General features: G+C 67.1%; 10 protein-coding genes. 5 read left to right on the top strand and 5 right to left on the bottom strand.

What is annotated here, in order from left to right; genetic code table 11:
* Positions 1-22: 22 nt before the first annotated feature.
* On the top strand, positions 23-3,685 hold the full coding sequence (gene putA / locus FHW94_RS06925) for a trifunctional transcriptional regulator/proline dehydrogenase/L-glutamate gamma-semialdehyde dehydrogenase (RefSeq protein ID WP_168554937.1): 3,663 nt from the start codon (positions 23-25) through the stop codon (positions 3,683-3,685).
* A 167-nt stretch (positions 3,686-3,852) separates the two neighbouring features.
* On the opposite strand, the gene FHW94_RS06920 is transcribed toward putA, so the two are convergent.
* Both FHW94_RS06920 and FHW94_RS06915 read right to left on the bottom strand, forming a co-directional pair.
* Positions 3,853-4,320, bottom strand: a complete 468-nt coding sequence (locus FHW94_RS06920) for a hypothetical protein (RefSeq protein ID WP_168554936.1) — start codon at positions 4,318-4,320, stop codon at positions 3,853-3,855.
* 43 nt (positions 4,321-4,363) lie between these two features.
* Positions 4,364-5,296: a LysR substrate-binding domain-containing protein gene (locus tag FHW94_RS06915; protein ID WP_168554935.1), complete on the bottom strand. Its 933-nt coding sequence runs from the start codon at positions 5,294-5,296 to the stop codon at positions 4,364-4,366.
* A 108-nt stretch (positions 5,297-5,404) separates the two neighbouring features.
* Between FHW94_RS06915 and FHW94_RS06910 the strand changes: the two genes are divergently transcribed.
* Positions 5,405-7,714, top strand: coding sequence for a TonB-dependent receptor (locus FHW94_RS06910; protein WP_246865909.1), 2,310 nt, complete (start codon positions 5,405-5,407; stop codon positions 7,712-7,714).
* On the opposite strand, the gene FHW94_RS06905 is transcribed toward FHW94_RS06910, so the two are convergent.
* On the bottom strand, positions 7,704-8,384 hold the full coding sequence (locus tag FHW94_RS06905; RefSeq protein WP_168554934.1) for a TetR family transcriptional regulator: 681 nt from the start codon (positions 8,382-8,384) through the stop codon (positions 7,704-7,706). The two genes, FHW94_RS06910 and FHW94_RS06905, sit on opposite strands and share 11 nt — an antisense overlap.
* A gap of 86 nt (positions 8,385-8,470) precedes the next feature.
* Between FHW94_RS06905 and FHW94_RS06900 the strand changes: the two genes are divergently transcribed.
* Positions 8,471-9,529: an aromatic ring-hydroxylating dioxygenase subunit alpha gene (locus FHW94_RS06900; protein WP_168554933.1), complete on the top strand. Its 1,059-nt coding sequence runs from the start codon at positions 8,471-8,473 to the stop codon at positions 9,527-9,529.
* 66 nt (positions 9,530-9,595) lie between these two features.
* On the opposite strand, the gene FHW94_RS06895 is transcribed toward FHW94_RS06900, so the two are convergent.
* Positions 9,596-10,708 carry an S-(hydroxymethyl)glutathione dehydrogenase/class III alcohol dehydrogenase gene (locus tag FHW94_RS06895; protein WP_168554932.1) on the bottom strand — a complete coding sequence of 371 codons (1,113 nt, stop codon included), beginning with the start codon at positions 10,706-10,708 and terminating at the stop codon, positions 9,596-9,598.
* 100 nt (positions 10,709-10,808) lie between these two features.
* Between FHW94_RS06895 and FHW94_RS06890 the strand changes: the two genes are divergently transcribed.
* The gene (locus FHW94_RS06890) at positions 10,809-11,741 is read left to right on the top strand and encodes a LysR family transcriptional regulator (RefSeq protein ID WP_168554931.1); all 933 of its coding nucleotides are present in this window, start codon (positions 10,809-10,811) and stop codon (positions 11,739-11,741) included.
* Here FHW94_RS06890 and FHW94_RS06885 read toward each other — a convergent pair.
* Positions 11,707-13,002: an MFS transporter gene (locus tag FHW94_RS06885; RefSeq protein WP_168554930.1), complete on the bottom strand. Its 1,296-nt coding sequence runs from the start codon at positions 13,000-13,002 to the stop codon at positions 11,707-11,709. The two genes, FHW94_RS06890 and FHW94_RS06885, sit on opposite strands and share 35 nt — an antisense overlap.
* Positions 13,003-13,173: 171 nt before the next feature.
* Between FHW94_RS06885 and FHW94_RS06880 the strand changes: the two genes are divergently transcribed.
* Positions 13,174-15,495 carry an aminotransferase class III-fold pyridoxal phosphate-dependent enzyme gene (locus tag FHW94_RS06880; protein WP_168554929.1) on the top strand — a complete coding sequence of 774 codons (2,322 nt, stop codon included), beginning with the start codon at positions 13,174-13,176 and terminating at the stop codon, positions 15,493-15,495.
* Positions 15,496-15,510 lie beyond the last annotated feature (15 nt).

Raw genomic sequence — 15,510 nt, 5'->3', positions numbered from 1 at the left:
AGCACCATGATACCATGGCGCCATGGATCAGACCGCGCCTGCCGCCCGCCCCTTTGCCAGCTTTGCCCCGCCGCTTGCCGGACAATCGCCGTTGTCCAAGGCAATCACGGCTGCCACGCGCCGGCCTGAGCGCGCCTGCGTCGCCGCGCTGCTGCCACAGGCGCGCGTGCCGGCCGGATTGGAAGCGCCGATCGCCGCGACCACCTCTGCGCTGATCACCAGCCTGCGCGCCGACGCGCGACCGGGCGCCGTGCAGTCGCTGGTGCAGGAATATGCGCTGAGCAGCCCGGAAGGCGTGGCGTTGATGTGTCTGGCCGAAGCGCTGCTGCGCATTCCCGACGTGGCCACGCGCGACGCGCTGATCCGCGACAAGATCGCGCCGGGCGATTGGCGCGGCCACGTGGGCAAAGACCGCCCGCTGTTCGTGAACGCGGCGTCGTGGGGCCTGCTGGTGACGGGCCGTCTGGTCCAGGCCGAAGATGAGGCAGGCCTGGGTGCCAGCCTCACGCGGCTCATCGCGCGGATGGGCGAGCCAGTGATCCGCCGCGCGGTGGACGCGGCCATGCGCATGATGGGCGAGCAGTTCGTGACCGGCGAAACCATCGAGGAAGCGCTGCGCCGCGCCGCGCCGCGCGAGGCCAAGGGCTTTGCCTTTTCCTATGACATGCTGGGCGAAGCGGCGATGACGGCGGCCGATGCCGACCGTTACAACGCATCTTACGAGCAGGCGATCGCGGCGATCGGCCAGGCCAGCGCCGGGCGCGGCATCCACGCCGGGCCGGGCATTTCGATCAAGCTGTCGGCCCTGCACCCGCGCTATGCCCGCGCCAAGGTGGAGCGGGTGAAAGCGGAACTGCTGCCCCGCGTGAAGGCACTGTGCCTGCTGGCCAAGGGGCATGACATCGGCCTCAACATCGACGCAGAAGAGGCCGACCGGCTGGAACTGTCACTCGATCTGCTCGAAGCCCTGGCGCTCGATCCTGAACTGGCGGGGTGGAACGGACTGGGCTTTGTGGTGCAGGCCTATCAGAAGCGCTGCCCCTTCGTGATCGACTGGATCGTGGACCTGGCGCGGCGCAGCAACCGGCGCATCATGGTGCGGCTGGTCAAGGGCGCCTATTGGGACGCGGAAATCAAGCGCGCGCAAGTGGATGGCCTGCCCGATTTCCCGGTCTACACGCAAAAGGTACATACCGATCTTGCCTATGTGGCCTGTGCGCGCAAGCTGCTGGCGGCGCGCGACGTGGTGTTTCCGCAGTTTGCCACGCACAACGCGCAATCGGTCGCCACGGTGCTGCACCTGGCCGGCCCGGACTTTGCCATCGGGGATTACGAGTTCCAGTGCCTCCACGGCATGGGCGAAGGGCTTTATGACCAGGTGGTGGGCGCGGACAAGCTGAACCGCCCGTGCCGCGTCTATGCCCCCGTGGGCACGCACGAAACGCTGCTGGCCTATCTGGTGCGACGCTTGCTGGAAAACGGGGCCAATTCCTCGTTCGTCAACCGCATCAACGATCCGGCGGTATCGGTGGAAGAACTCGCTGCCGACCCGGTGGCGCTGGTTGCGGCCAGTGCCGATCCCGGCGCGCCGCATCCGGCGGTGGCCCTGCCCACTGCCCTCTTTGCCGATCGGCGCAATTCGGCCGGGCTGGACCTGGCCGACGAAGCGGTGCTGGCCGACCTGGCGCCCCGCCTGGACGCCTCGGCCAGGCAGGCCTGGCAGGCCGGCACCCCGGCCAACCAGGACGGCGGCGAGGCCGTGTGCAACCCTGCCGATCGCCGCGACGTGGTGGGGCATGTCTGGCCAGCCACGCCCGAGGCGGCGGCCGCCGCAGTGGCGCGCGCGCAAGGTGCCGCGCCGGTGTGGGCAGCAACGCCCGTGGCCGCGCGGGCGGCCATGCTGGAGCGCGCGGCCACCTTGCTGGAAGAACAAGGCCGCGCCTTGCTGGGGCTGATCATGCGCGAAGCAGGGAAAACCGCCGCCAACGCCGTGGGCGAAGTGCGTGAAGCGGTCGATTTCCTGCGCTATTACGCGGTGCAGGCCCGCAGCGGCCTGGCCCATACCCGCCCGCTCGGCCCGGTCGTGTGCATTTCGCCGTGGAATTTCCCGCTGGCGATCTTTGCCGGACAGGTGGCCGCTGCCTTGGTGGCGGGCAATCCTGTGCTGGCCAAGCCGGCCGAGGAGACCCCGCTGATCGCCGCGCAGATGGTTGCCCTGTTGCACCAGGCCGGCGTGCCGGCCGATGTCGTGCAACTCGTGCCCGGCGACGGCGCAATCGGCGCCGCGCTGGTGGAAGCGCCGGGCGTGGCCGGGGTGCTGTTTACCGGATCGACCGAAGTGGCGCGCATCATCCAGCGCACCCTGGCCACGCGCAGCGACGCCATGGGCCGCCCCATCCCGCTGATCGCCGAAACCGGCGGCCAGAACGCGATGATCGTCGATTCCTCGGCCTTGGCCGAACAAGTGGTGGCCGATGTCATCGCCTCGGCGTTCGACAGCGCCGGGCAGCGCTGTTCGGCCCTGCGCGTGCTGTGCCTGCAGGAAGACGTGGCCGACCGCACCCTGGCAATGCTGCGCGGCGCGATGGCCGAACTGGCCGTGGGCAACCCCGATACGCTGGCGACCGACATCGGCCCGGTGATCACCGCCCAGGCGCGCGACGGGATCGAAGCGCACGTGGCCGCCATGGCCGCGCGCGGCGCACGCATCCACCGCCTGCCCCTGCCCGCATCGTGCGGGCACGGCACGTTCGTGGCGCCAACGCTGATCGAAATTCCCGGTATCGAGGCGCTGGGCCGCGAAGTGTTCGGGCCGGTGCTGCACGTGGTGCGCTATGCCGCGCGCGATCTCGATCGGCTGATCGCGGCGATCAATGCCACCGGCTATGGCCTCACGTTTGGCCTGCACACGCGCCTGGACGAAACCATGGCGCGGGTGACGCGCGCGGTGGAAGCAGGCAACCTCTATGTCAACCGCAACACGATCGGCGCCGTAGTGGGCGTACAACCCTTTGGCGGGCGCGGGCTTTCCGGAACCGGCCCCAAGGCTGGCGGCCCGCTTTACCTGGCGCGCCTGGTGCGCGGCGCGGTGGCCACGCCCCCGGCCCTGGACGGTGCACGCGCCGTGGCCGATCCGGCGGTTGCCATGCTAGCCGATTGGCTGGAAAGCCAGGGCCACGGCGCAACTGCCCAGGCCGTGCGCGCCGATGCCACCCGTAGCCGCCTGGGGATCGAGGTAGCGCTGCCCGGGCCGGTGGGCGAAAGCAATCGCTATCGCCTGGCGCCGCGCGGCGCGATCGCCCTTTACGCGACGACAGCCGACGGGCTGTGGCGGCAACTGGGCGCGGTGCTGGCCACCGGCAACCACGCGGTGATCCTGCCCGGTGCGCCGATCCGGGCATTGCCTGCCGGCTTCCCCGCAGCGCTTGCCACGCGCGTGACCTTTGCCGATGGCGCCAAGGCAGATCTGGCCGCCGCGCTTGTCGAGTTGAATGGCGAGGATCAGGCACGCGTGCTGGCCATGCATGCCGCCCAAGACCTGGCCGCACGCGAGGGCATGATCGTGGCGCTGCACGCCGCCGACGATAACGGCGCCTATCCGCTGGACCTGCTGCTGGAGGAAGTGAGCCTGTCGATCAACACCACCGCCGCCGGCGGCAATGCGAGCCTGATGGCGATGGTCTAGGCTGTGTGGGGATTTAGCCCATGGCGGGCTGCGAACGGCCAGTTTCGCGCTTCCGGTGCTCACGTACCGAAGGTACGCTGCGCTCCGGGTCGCGAAAATCAGCCATTCTCGCTCCACCCTGACCTAAATCCCCACACACCCTAAAGCGGCGAACCGGCGCGGCGCGTTCAGGCCACGTGTTCGGCCAACGTGGCGCGCAGGGCCAGGTTGGTGATCACCAGGGCCAGCCCAGCGCCCACCGCCAGCTTGATCGCAAGGGCGACGCCCCAGCCAAGCACGGCCACGCCCAGCACGGCAAAAGCGGCGGCAGCGCCCGCCAGCGCCACGACGGCCGCAGGCGCCGCCAGGACCAGCGCGCGCAGCAACAGATGCGTTGGCAGGCGCAGGGAAGATGGGCGCGACGCCACTCGCCCGGCACGCAGCGCCTTGCGCGAAAGCGCGCTGGGAACGAGCGTGCTCATGAACGCCACGGCAAAGGCCTGGGGCCCGAAATCGAAGACATAGTGCCCCAGCCCCCAGACCGGCACCGGCCTGCCCAGGCCAAACACCGCCAGGAAGAACGCCCCGCTGAACACGGTGTTGATCGCCATGCTCACGGCCACTTCGCGGCGGATATGCAGGTCGGCGCTGTTCATCGGGTCACTCTCCAAACGGGCGTTTTCGATATTGCGGGTGGTCTTATACCAACGCTTTGCCGGGTCCATCCCTTTCGCTGCGGGCCACGGCGTGAAATGCATCGATCATCCAGCGCAGCCCGGCATCTTCGGCGCGGGCCCGGTGAAACTGCACCATTTCGCGCATCGGCGGGATGGGAAACGGCAAGGGTGCCACCGTCACCGGGAAATGCCGGGCGGCCTTTTCCGCCAGGCGCCGGTGCATCACCGCCAGGCGATGCGTGCCCTCCAGCAGTTCGGGGATGATCGTGAACGCAGCCACGCGCACTTCCACCCGGCGTTCGATCCCCTGCGCGCGCATATAGCTTTCGGCAAAGGACACGCGGTTGAAGCGGCCGATTTCCACCGCCACATGGCCCGCAGCGGCAAACGTGGGCACGTCGATCGGGCCGGCCATGGCGGGGTTGCCATGCCAGCCCACCACGACGTGTTCTTCCTCGAACAGCAATTCCGACGGGTGTTCGTCGCTGACATAGCTTTCGGGCGTGAGCAGCAGATCGATTTCCCCCCGATCGAGCCGCTGCGTGGCGTCATCGCTCAAGGGCACCATGTCGATCCGCACGCCCGGCGCCACCTGCGCCATGTGCCGCAGCAACGGCGCCAGCAGGACACTGGCGAGATAATCGGACAGGCAGATGCGGAAATCGCGCGTGCTGCTGCCGGGATCGAAGTGGGGCGAGCTGCCCACCAACCCGTCCACATCCTCCAGAATGGCGCGGATCGCCGGCTGCAGGCGCAGCGCAAAAGGCGTTGGCATCATGCGCTTGCCGTTCTGCACCAGCAGCGGATCGGCAAAGAACGTGCGCAACCGGGCCAATGCGGCGCTGATGGCGGGTTGGCTGAGGCTGAGATGCTCGGCAGCCCTGGTCACGTTGCGCAAATCCAGCAGCGCGTCGAGGCAGACGAGCAGGTTAAGGTCGAGCCCTTTGAATCGCATCTCGTAACCATAATTCAATCAGATTGAAACCGATAAAAACAAATCATTTCCATTATGCCGATGGATCGGGATGTTGCAATCCATAATCAAATAAAAGGGAGAGGCATCTTGCGTTCCAATTTTACCCCGGTTGCATCGCTTGCCGCGCTTGCCACGGCACTTGCCATGCCGACCATCGCCCACGGCCAGGAACAGGCCCCCACCGCCGAGGCAGCGCCCGTCCAGGCGCAGCCGCCCGCCGGCCTTGCCGAAATCGTGGTGACGGCACAGCGCCGCACCGAAAACCTGCAACGCGCCGCCATTCCCGTCAGCGCCGTGGCGGGCGACGTGCTGACCAAGCAGAGCGTGACGCGCGCCGACGATCTCACCCGGCTGGTGCCCGCGCTGCAGGTGGCGCCGGCCGCCTCGTTCACGCAGATCTATCTGCGTGGGATCGGCACGTTCGGGGCCAATGCCTTTGCCGAGCAAGGCGTGGCGTTCAACCTCGATGGCGTCTATCTCTCGCGCCCGGCAGCACCGGCCGCGCTGTTCTATGACTTGGAACGCATGGAAGTGCTCAAGGGGCCGCAGGGCACGCTTTATGGCCGCAACGCCACGGGCGGCGCGGTCAATGTGATCACGGCCAAGCCCAAACTGGGCGAAAGCTCGGGCTTCGTCACCGGGGAATACGGCAACTACAACGCGATCAAGGCATCGGGCGCGATCAACCTGCCGCTCGGCAGCCAGGCGGCCTTGCGCATTTCGGCCCAGCACGCGCAGCATGACGGCTATTTCAGCGACGGTTATGACGATGAAGACACCACGGCCGTGCGCGGGCAACTGCGGTTCGATACGGGCGATGGCTTCAACGCCAACCTGATGGTCGATTATGGCGATGTCGGCGGCAAGGGTTCGGGTGGCACGATCATGCCGCTGCTCGATGGCAAGAACCGCCTGGGGCCCAGCGATCCGCGCGTGCTGGCCGAATATCTTTCGCGCACGCCCACCGCACCGGTGCCGCAGATCGTGGCGCGCGGCGATGGCTATCAGAACAACAAGTATTACGGCGCGATGGTGACGGTCAACGCCGACCTGGGCTTTGCCAAGCTGACGGTGATCCCGGCCTGGCGCCGCACCGATCTGGATTTCGTCAACTACTCCTCCAGCTTCCTCATCGACGTGACCGAGAAATCCGACCAGATGTCGCTGGAAGCGCGGCTGGGCAACCAGAACGCGCAGCTCAAATGGGTGCTGGGCGGCTATTACTTCACCGAAAGCGTCAAGGCGCGGCAGTTCTTCGACCAAGGCAGCAACGGCACGCGGATCAATTCCAACCTCAACACCGACAGCTATGCCGCGTTTGGCGAGGCGACCTATTCGCTGACCTCGCGCTGGCGGCTGACCGGCGGCCTGCGCTATACCCACGACACCAAGACGCAGATCACCGAAGCGCACACCTATCCGTTTGTCGGCTTCGTGCCGCCGGCGTTTCCCAATTTCATCCCGATCATCCTTGATCTCAAGACCAACGCCACCAGCGATGTCGGCTTCAGCAAGCTGACGTGGAAGGCGGGGATGGAATTCGACGCCGGGCCGCACTCGCTGCTCTATGCAACGGTTTCCACCGGGTTCAAATCGGGCATCCTGTTTTCCGCCTTGGGGCAGAACTATTCGCGCCCGGAACGGCTGACGGCCTATACGATCGGGACCAAGAACCGTTTCTTCGGCAATACCTTGCAGGTCAACGTCGAAGGGTTCTACTGGGACTACAAGGACCAGCAGATCTCGCACCTGGCGCCGGTGCAGGTGGCTTCCACCCCCGGCGGGGCGATCTATGGGCCGGTCTTTGCCACGGAGAACGCGGGCGCGGCCAAGCTTTATGGCGCAGAAGCCGAAGTGCTGTGGCAGCCGACCCGCAACGACTTGTTCTCGCTCAACGTGCAATACCTGCACGCCAGCTATGACAACCTGAAGTACCAGGCCTATTCCACCACGGGCCCGGCCCCGGTGGTGGGCTGCGCGATCACGCCCACGGCGCTGATCGGAGCAAGCGCGGCGGCGCGGATCTATAACGTCGATTGCTCGGGCAAGCCGCTGGTCAACGCGCCGCGCTGGGTGGTCAATGCGGGGTATGACCATACGTTCGACCTGGGCAGCGCCGGCCGCGTCGTGGCCGCAGCCGATACGCGGATCGAAAGCTCGCGCTATCTCTCGATCGACTATCTCGATCTGGGCCGGCAGGGCAGCTACATGATGTCCAACGCGCGGCTGACCTGGGAAAACGCGCCGGGGTCGCTGGCGATCACCGGCTTCGTCAACAACCTGGAAAATGCCCTGGTCTTTGCCAATTCCTCGCAAAGCCCGGGCAAGCCTGGCGTGATCTACAACCAGATCCGCCCACCGCGCACTTATGGCGTGCGCGGCACGCTCAAGTTCTGAGCAGTGATGACGGGGCCGGTGCCAGCACCGGCCCCAGGATATAGGTGATAACGGCATCGACCGTGCCGGGTTCGGCCGTGTCACACCCGGCCAGGCGCAGGATCAGCGCCTGGTTGCCAAAGGTGATGAGTGCGGCGCCGACTAGGTTGAAATAGGCAACGGCGGGCGGCGCCCCCGACAGCAGCCCCTTGTCGCGCAGGGCGCCGAACAACGGCTCCAGCAAGCGCCACACCGGCGCGCCGAACGTGTCCACCACCCATTGGTGGCGCGGCGAATTGACCGAAAATTCCTGCAGCATCAAGCGGGTGAGGCGCGGATTGCGGGCAAACACGCGCAGCAGTTCGGGCAGCACCGCCTGCGCCGTCCGTTGAGGATCGGCAAGGTCGTCGCCCGCAAGCAGGCCACGCAGCACTTCCTCCCCTTCCCGCGCAAAGGCTTCCACCACCTGCTGCCAGAGCGCGGCCTTGGAGGGGAAGTAATAGGCCAGGTGCCCCTGCTCCAGCCCCGCAGCCGCCGCGATGGCGCGCGTGCTGGCCGCCTCGAAACCCAGATCGGCAAAGACGCTGAGCGCCGCATCCAGCACGGCGCGGCGATGGTCTGCCCCGTCATAGCGTTGCGGGCGGCGCGTCCTGGCGGGTTTGGCGGCGGAAACGGTCATGGCGGCTGTCATGCCCGGCGGCGCCATCTTGGTCAATTGACAAACTATGTTTTGTCGTGCGACAAACATGGCGCAGAACAACTTCGGGAGACCGGGCCATGGCCCATGCCAGCTATCCACTCACCACCGAACAACCCTATCCCCGCCGGCAATGGTGGGCGGCCGCCACCGCAGCCGAAGTGGGCCGCAGCCTGATGGCGCGCGACATCCTGGGCGAGCGCGTGCTGCTCTATCGCAAGGAGGACGGCAGCGCCGTGGCGGTTTCGGGCATCTGTCCCCACCGTGCCTTTCCCTTGGAAAAGGGCCGTTTGGTTGGCGACAGCGTGCAATGCGGCTATCACGGTTTCACCTTTGGCGCGGATGGCGCGTGCCAGCGCGTGCCGAGCCAGAACGGGGTGCCGCAGCATGCCGCGCTGCGCCGCTATCCCGTGGTGGAGCGCGGTGGCGTGGTGTGGATCTGGACCGGCGCGGACAGCGCGGCCGATCCCGCGCTGCTGCCCGATCTGGCGGCAATCGGCCTCGATGCGCCGGGCTGGATGGTGGAAATCCACGCCGTCGCCACTGTGGAGGCGCGCTATACCCTGCTGATCGAGAACCTGCTCGACCTCAGCCACGTGACCTTCATCCATGCCACCACGATTCCCGCAGGCGAAAAGGTGGCCGCCCTGCCGGTGACGGTGGAGGCGTGCAGCGGCGGCCTGACCGTGGCGCGCAAGGCCGTGGGCATTCCGCCCAATCCCTTGATCAAGGCGCAATTTCCCGATCAGGACGCGCCGGTGGACCAGGAATTCGACGCGCAATACATGGGGCCGTGCCTGATCCGTACCGGGGGCACGATCAGCGACCATGCCAGCGGGCGGGCGCTGGGCACGCAGAATTTCATCCACATGATCACGCCCGCCGCGCCCGGCCGGCTGCACTACTTCGTGGCGACGGCGCGCGATTTCGGGCACGACAACCCGGCGCTGGGGGCGATGAATATTGCCATGGGCACGCGCATCCAGCCCGAGGACGTGGACGCGATCAGCGCGATCGAAACGGTCCTGCGCAGCGACGCCCCCCTGCCACGCGAAGTGAGCGCGCGGGTGGACAATGGCGCGCTGCAGGTGCGGCGCCTGCTGGAAGCGCAGATCCGCGCCGAGGCACTGGCGGCCTGAGCGCCAGAAAAAAGGGGCCGTGTCCTTGCGCGGACCGGCCCCCTTGTTTCGATCCTGATCGGGCGATCAGAACACGATCACGCTGCGGATCGACTTGCCGGCGTGCATCAGGTCGAACGCGGTGTTGATCTCTTCCAGGCCCATGACGTGGGTGATCATCGGGTCGATCTCGATCTTGCCCTGCATGTACCAGTCCACGATCTTGGGCACGTCGGTGCGGCCCTTGGCCCCGCCGAACGCGGTGCCGCGCCAGTTGCGCCCAGTCACCAACTGGAACGGGCGCGTGGCAATTTCCTTGCCCGCTTCAGCCACGCCGATGATGATGCTGGTGCCCCAGCCGCGATGGCAGGCTTCGAGCGCGGTGCGCATCACTTCGGTGTTGCCGGTGGCATCGAAGGTGTAGTCGGCGCCGCCGTCGGTCATTTCCACGACCTTGGCCACGGTTTCCTCGCGGCTGAGGCCCTTGGAATTGAGGAAGTCGGTCATGCCGAAGCGGCGGCCCCATTCCTCGCGATCGGGGTTGATGTCCACGCCGATGATCTTGCCCGCGCCAGCGAGCCGCGCGCCCTGGATCACGTTGAGGCCGATGCCGCCCAGGCCGAAGACCACGACATTGTCACCCACCTGGACCTTGGCGGTGTTGACCACCGCGCCCACGCCCGTGGTCACGCCGCAGCCGATGTAGCAGCTGGTCTGAAACGGAGCGTCTTCGCGGATCTTGGCCACCGCGATTTCGGGCAGTACGGTGAAATTGGAGAACGTGGAGCAGCCCATGTAGTGATAGATCGGCTGGCCCTTGTAGGAAAAGCGCGTGGTGCCATCGGGCATCAGGCCCTTGCCCTGGGTGGCGCGGATCGCGGTGCACAAGTTGGTCTTGCCCGAAAGGCACGATTTGCACTGGCGGCATTCGGGGGTGTAAAGCGGGATGACGTGATCGCCCGGCTTCACGCTGGTGACGCCCGGCCCCACTTCGCGCACGATGCCGGCGCCTTCGTGGCCGAGCACGGAGGGAAAGATTCCTTCGCTGTCGAACCCGTCGAGCGTGTAGGCGTCGGTGTGGCACACGCCGGTGGCCATGATTTCCACCAGCACTTCGCCCGCCTTGGGGCCTTCGAGATCGAGTTCCACGATCTCAAGCGGTTTCTTGGCCTCGAAAGCCACGGCGGCACGGGTCTTCATCGAAGTTTCCTCCTTATCGATCAGGGTGGCCTACATCATTGCATGGCAGGCACAAAGAGCGCATTTGCGCAAAAGTTTATTGCCTGCCTGGGATAATGCCATGTCGGACTGGACCGGTCTGGAAGAACTTGTCGCCATTGCCGAAAACGGCACATTCGCGGCCGCCGCGCGCAAGCTGCGCCGTTCCACCTCGCATGTCAGCCGCGCGATCGCGCAGCTTGAACACCGCATTGGCTCCACCCTGCTGCACCGCACGACGCGCCAGGTTTCGCTGACGGCGGCGGGACGCGAACTGGCCGAGCGCGGGCGACGGATCATCGACGAGCGTGACGCCGCGCTGGCCGTGGCGAGTGGCGATCCTGGCCTGCGCGGATCGTTGCGCATTACCTGCCCCACGGCACTGGGCGAATACTTCATCGCCCCGTTGGCCTTGCGCCATGCCATGGCCAATCCCTCGCTCGACGTGACACTCGATTTCAGCAACCGCGTGGTCGACATCGTGGCCGAAGGGTTCGACGTGGCGATCCGCACCGGCCCGCAAAGCGACCTGCGGCTGGCGGCGCACCGACTGGGCGGACGCAACCTGGTGACCTGCGCGGCGCCGGCTTATCTGGCGCGGCGCGGACGGCCGGAGGATATCGAGGAACTGGACAGCCACGATTGCCTGGTGGGATCGGCGGAGCTTTGGCATTTCCGCCGCAATCGTGCCGAAACCACCTATCAGCCGCAAGGGCGCTGGCGCTGCAACAACGGGCCGGCGGTGACCGCCGCAGCGGTGGCCGGCCTGGGCATCTGCCAGGTGCCCGATTTCTATGCCGCGCGCGCCCTGGCGCAAGGCCAGTTGGAGCCGGTGCTGGAAGCGTTCCGCGCCACCGAGGAAGCCGTCTGGGCCATGCACCCGCGGCGCCGCCTGGTGCCACGCAAGGTGGCAGATTTCATTGCTCTGCTGGCGGCCGAACTGCCGGGCGCCATGGCCGGTGGCCTGGGAGCGATTTCCGCTAACCCAGCGGATCTTCCCGGCGCGTGTCCTTGAGCATCAGGCCGGCGACCAGCGCCACCGCGGCCAGCGCAGTGACATACCAATAGAACCCGCTTTCATGGCCCATGTTCTTGAATGCCAGGGCCACGTTCTCGGCCGTGCCGCCGAACAGCGCATTGCCCACGCCGTAAGCCAGCCCCACGCCCAGCGCGCGGACGTGGATCGGAAACAGCTCTGCCTTGAACAGCCCGCTGACCGAGGTGTAGAAACTGTTGATCACCAGGCCCGCCGTGACCAGCAGCCCCGCCGCCCAGACATCCGGTGCGGCGGCCAGCGCAGTCAGGATCGGCACGGTAAGCAGCATGGCCAGCGCAGCGAACAGGATGATGTTGGTGCGCCGCCCGATCCGATCGGACAGCGCGCCCATCGCCGGCTGGATCACCATGAACACCACCAGCGCCACCGTCATCAGCAAGGTGGCATCAGGCTTGGTCATGCCGACCGTCAAGACCAGGTATTTCTGCATATAGGTGGTGAAGGTGTAGAACGAGAGGCTGCCACCGGCGGTGAGCGCCATGACCAGCAGGAACGCGCGCGTGTGGTGCGCGAAGAGCTCCTTCAAGGAACCGGCGCCAGCCTGCCCCTGCGCGGCCTGCCCCGTTTCATGCATGTGCCGGGACAGCCACAGGATCAGCGCCGCGCCGCCCGCCCCCAGCACGAAGCCGATGCGCCAGCCATAGGCCTTCATCGCCGCCTCTCCCAGGCCGTGCTGCAAGGCCAGGATCACCAGCGTCGCCAGCAACTGCCCGCCGATCAGCGTGACATACTGGAACGAGGACCAGAACCCGCGCCGCCCGCGCCCGGCAATCTCGCTCAGATACGTGGCGGCGGTGCCGTATTGCCCGCCGGTGGAGAAGCCCTGGAGCATGCGGCCCAGCAACAGCAAGGCCGGCGCCACCACGCCCACCTGGGCATACGTGGGCAAGACCGCGATGAGCAGCGCGCCCAGCCCCATCATCAGGACCGAAACCACCATGGCCCGCTGCCGCCCGTGGCGATCGGCAAAACGCCCGAAATACCACCCGCCGATCGGGCGCAGCAAAAAGCCCACGGCAAAGATGCCGCTGGTGGCCATGACCTGGACCAGCGGATCGCTTTCCGGAAAGAACTCTGCCGAAAAATAGAGCGCGGTGAAGGCGTAGATGTAGAAATCGTACCATTCGATCAGGTTGCCGGCCGATCCGGCCAGGATCGCACGCAGGCGCTGTCCATCGGATAGCGCGGCGGCAGTGCCCTCGTTGTGGTGACTGGCCATGTCCGGCGTTTTTCCTCGATGCGATAGGGCTGGCTTTGACCGCAGCTTTAACCCGCTGGCGAGGGCCTGCAACCACAATGCTCTTGCGATCTCAGCCGATGCAGCGATATGGCCATTTAGAGTGGTGGCGGTGAGACGAGGCGGGGCGTTACAGGCATGGCGGACAGACTGATGGAACCAGCCACCATTTCTGCCGATCCGCCCGATTTTCCGCTGGATCAGGTGCAGGAATGCGTGCTGGCGCAGTGGGGCCTGGCAGGACACTGGCGCCCGGTGCAATCAGAGCGTGACCAGACCTGGCATCTCACATCCGACGACGGGCCAGGCTATGTGGTCAAGCTGTCGCATCGCGCCGAGCAGGAAGGCACGGTGGATTTCCAGATCGGCGCGCTCGATCACATCGCGCGGGTCGATCCCGATCTGGCGGTGCCGCGCATGGTGCCCACGCATGACGGCGCCTGGCGCACCACGATCCGCGCGGCCGATGGTACGCCGCATATCCTGCGCCTGCTGACCTACCTGGACGGCGCGATCGTGCAGGATGTGGTGCCGTCTTGCCCTGATCCGGTTGCCTTGCGCCGGGCCATCGGCGGCTTCGTGGCGCGGCTGGCCCTGGCGCTGCGCGGCTATTTTCACAGCCACGCGGGCAGCAATCGGCACGATTGGGACCTGTCGCGCGTGACGGCGCTGCGCCCGGCGCTGCCGCGCATTGCCGATCCCGCCTTGCGCGCGTTGTGCAGCCAGGTCCTGGCCGAGGCGGACAGCTGTATATACCCGGCCCTTGCGCGCACCCGCCACCAGGTGGTGCATCAGGATGCGCACATGGGCAATCTGCTGTGCGACCCGGCCGCCCCGACGCGCATCGTGGGCGTGATCGATTTTGGCGATATGCTGCATGGCAGCCTGCTGGCCGACCTGGTCACGGCGGCCGACTGCTTTCCCGATGCGGACGCTGACCCACTGGCGATCCTGACGCAGGTGACGCAAGGGTTTGACGCCGTGTGCCCGCTGGAAGAGGCCGAGATCGACCTGGTCTACGACATGTGCTGCCTGCGCCTGGCCAACACCGTGCTGGTGGCCAATGCCAGGCGTGACCCGGCCGACGAAGCGCCCGATGCGCACCTTGGCGGCGGGCACAAGCATGGCGCGATGCTGGCCAAGCTGATGGCCCTGGGGCGTGCGGAGGCAACCCGCGCGCTGCGCCGCGCCTGTGGCTTTCCGGTGCCCGCCCTGGCGCCCGATCCTGTGGCGACGCGCGAAACGCTGGTGGCCCAGCGCGAGGCCGCGATGGGCCGTATCTGGCATTTCTATCACGCGCCGCTGCACATCACGCGCGGCGAAGGCGCCTGGCTGATCGGCGCGGATGGCACGCGCTATCTCGACGCCTATAACAACGTGCCGCAGGTGGGCCATTCGCACCCCCACGTCGTGCGCGCGATCGCGCGGCAGGCCGCGGCGCTCAACACCAACACGCGCTACCTGACCGACAGCGCGGGCGCCTATGCCCAGGCGCTGCTGGACCGCGCGCCGCCAGGGTTCGATGTGTGCGCCTTCGTCAATTCGGGCAGCGAGGCCAACGACCTCGCCAGCCAGATCGCGCGCTTTGCCACCGGCCGCCAGGGTGCCGTGGTGATGGAGGGCGCCTATCACGGGATCACGGCGGCGACGGTCGATCTTTCGCCGCTGACCAAGGCGGCGCCAGCCCAGGTGGCGTGCCTGCCCGCGCCCGATCTCTATCGCGGCGTGGCACCCGATCCCGCCGAAAGTTGGGCGACGGCCCGCGCGCAACTGGCCAGGGCCGGCCACGAGCCCGCATTCCTGATGATCGACGCCGCGCTCACCAGCAATGGCGTGCCCCGCCAGGCACCGGGCTATCTGGAAGGATTGGCCAGCGCCGCCCGCGCCGACGGCGCCCTGGTCATTGCCGACGAAGTTCAGGCCGGCCTGGGGCGACTGGGCGACTGGTGGGGCTTTGCCGTGCAGGGGCTGGACAGCGTGGACGTGATCACGCTGGGCAAGCCGGTGGGCAATGGCCATCCGCTGGGCGTGGTGCTGACCCGGCGGGACTTGTGGCAGGCATTCTATGCCCAGGTGGAAGTGTTCAGCACGTTTGGCGGCAACAGCGTGGCTTGCGCCGCCGGGCAAGCGGTGCTCGACGTGATCGAGCGCGAGGACCTGCTCGCGCGGGCCAATCGCGTGGGCGACCTGCTGCGCGCCGAACTCGTGGAACTGGGCCGCCGCTTTCCCCTGATCGGCGATGTGCGCGGGCGCGGCATGCTGACCGGGCTGGAATTCGTGACCGACCCGGCCGCCCGCAGCCCTGCCACCACCCAGGCCCGCCTGCTGGTGGAGCGGATGCGCGAGAACGGCGTGCTGGTGGGCACGTCTGGCCCACACCGCGCCGCGTTCAAGCTGCGCCCCGCGCTGACCTGGGGCGAAGGCGAAGTGTCGTTCTTCGTGAACGCGCTGCGCCAGAGCCTGCAATCCCTCTGACCGACGAAAGAGCCT

Origin of the sequence: Novosphingobium sp. SG720 (assembly GCF_012275365.1) — a bacterium.
In the GTDB taxonomy this organism is placed as follows: Bacteria; Pseudomonadota; Alphaproteobacteria; order Sphingomonadales; family Sphingomonadaceae; genus Novosphingobium; species Novosphingobium rhizosphaerae.
Note: the sequence above shows the minus strand (reverse complement) of the source record. Positions and strands in the feature narration are given on the sequence as shown.

Excerpts from the sequence above, each read along its gene's own strand:
- putA (WP_168554937.1), top strand. The coding sequence starts at position 23 with ATGGATCAGACCGCGCCTGCCGCCCGCCCCTTTGCCAGCTTTGCCCCG.
- FHW94_RS06920 (WP_168554936.1), bottom strand. The coding sequence starts at position 4,320 with ATGAACAGCGCCGACCTGCATATCCGCCGCGAAGTGGCCGTGAGCATG.
- FHW94_RS06915 (WP_168554935.1), bottom strand. The coding sequence starts at position 5,296 with ATGCGATTCAAAGGGCTCGACCTTAACCTGCTCGTCTGCCTCGACGCG.
- FHW94_RS06905 (WP_168554934.1), bottom strand. The coding sequence starts at position 8,384 with ATGACAGCCGCCATGACCGTTTCCGCCGCCAAACCCGCCAGGACGCGC.
- FHW94_RS06900 (WP_168554933.1), top strand. The coding sequence starts at position 8,471 with ATGGCCCATGCCAGCTATCCACTCACCACCGAACAACCCTATCCCCGC.
- FHW94_RS06895 (WP_168554932.1), bottom strand. The coding sequence starts at position 10,708 with ATGAAGACCCGTGCCGCCGTGGCTTTCGAGGCCAAGAAACCGCTTGAG.
- FHW94_RS06890 (WP_168554931.1), top strand. The coding sequence starts at position 10,809 with ATGTCGGACTGGACCGGTCTGGAAGAACTTGTCGCCATTGCCGAAAAC.
- FHW94_RS06885 (WP_168554930.1), bottom strand. The coding sequence starts at position 13,002 with ATGGCCAGTCACCACAACGAGGGCACTGCCGCCGCGCTATCCGATGGA.
- FHW94_RS06880 (WP_168554929.1), top strand. The coding sequence starts at position 13,174 with ATGGAACCAGCCACCATTTCTGCCGATCCGCCCGATTTTCCGCTGGAT.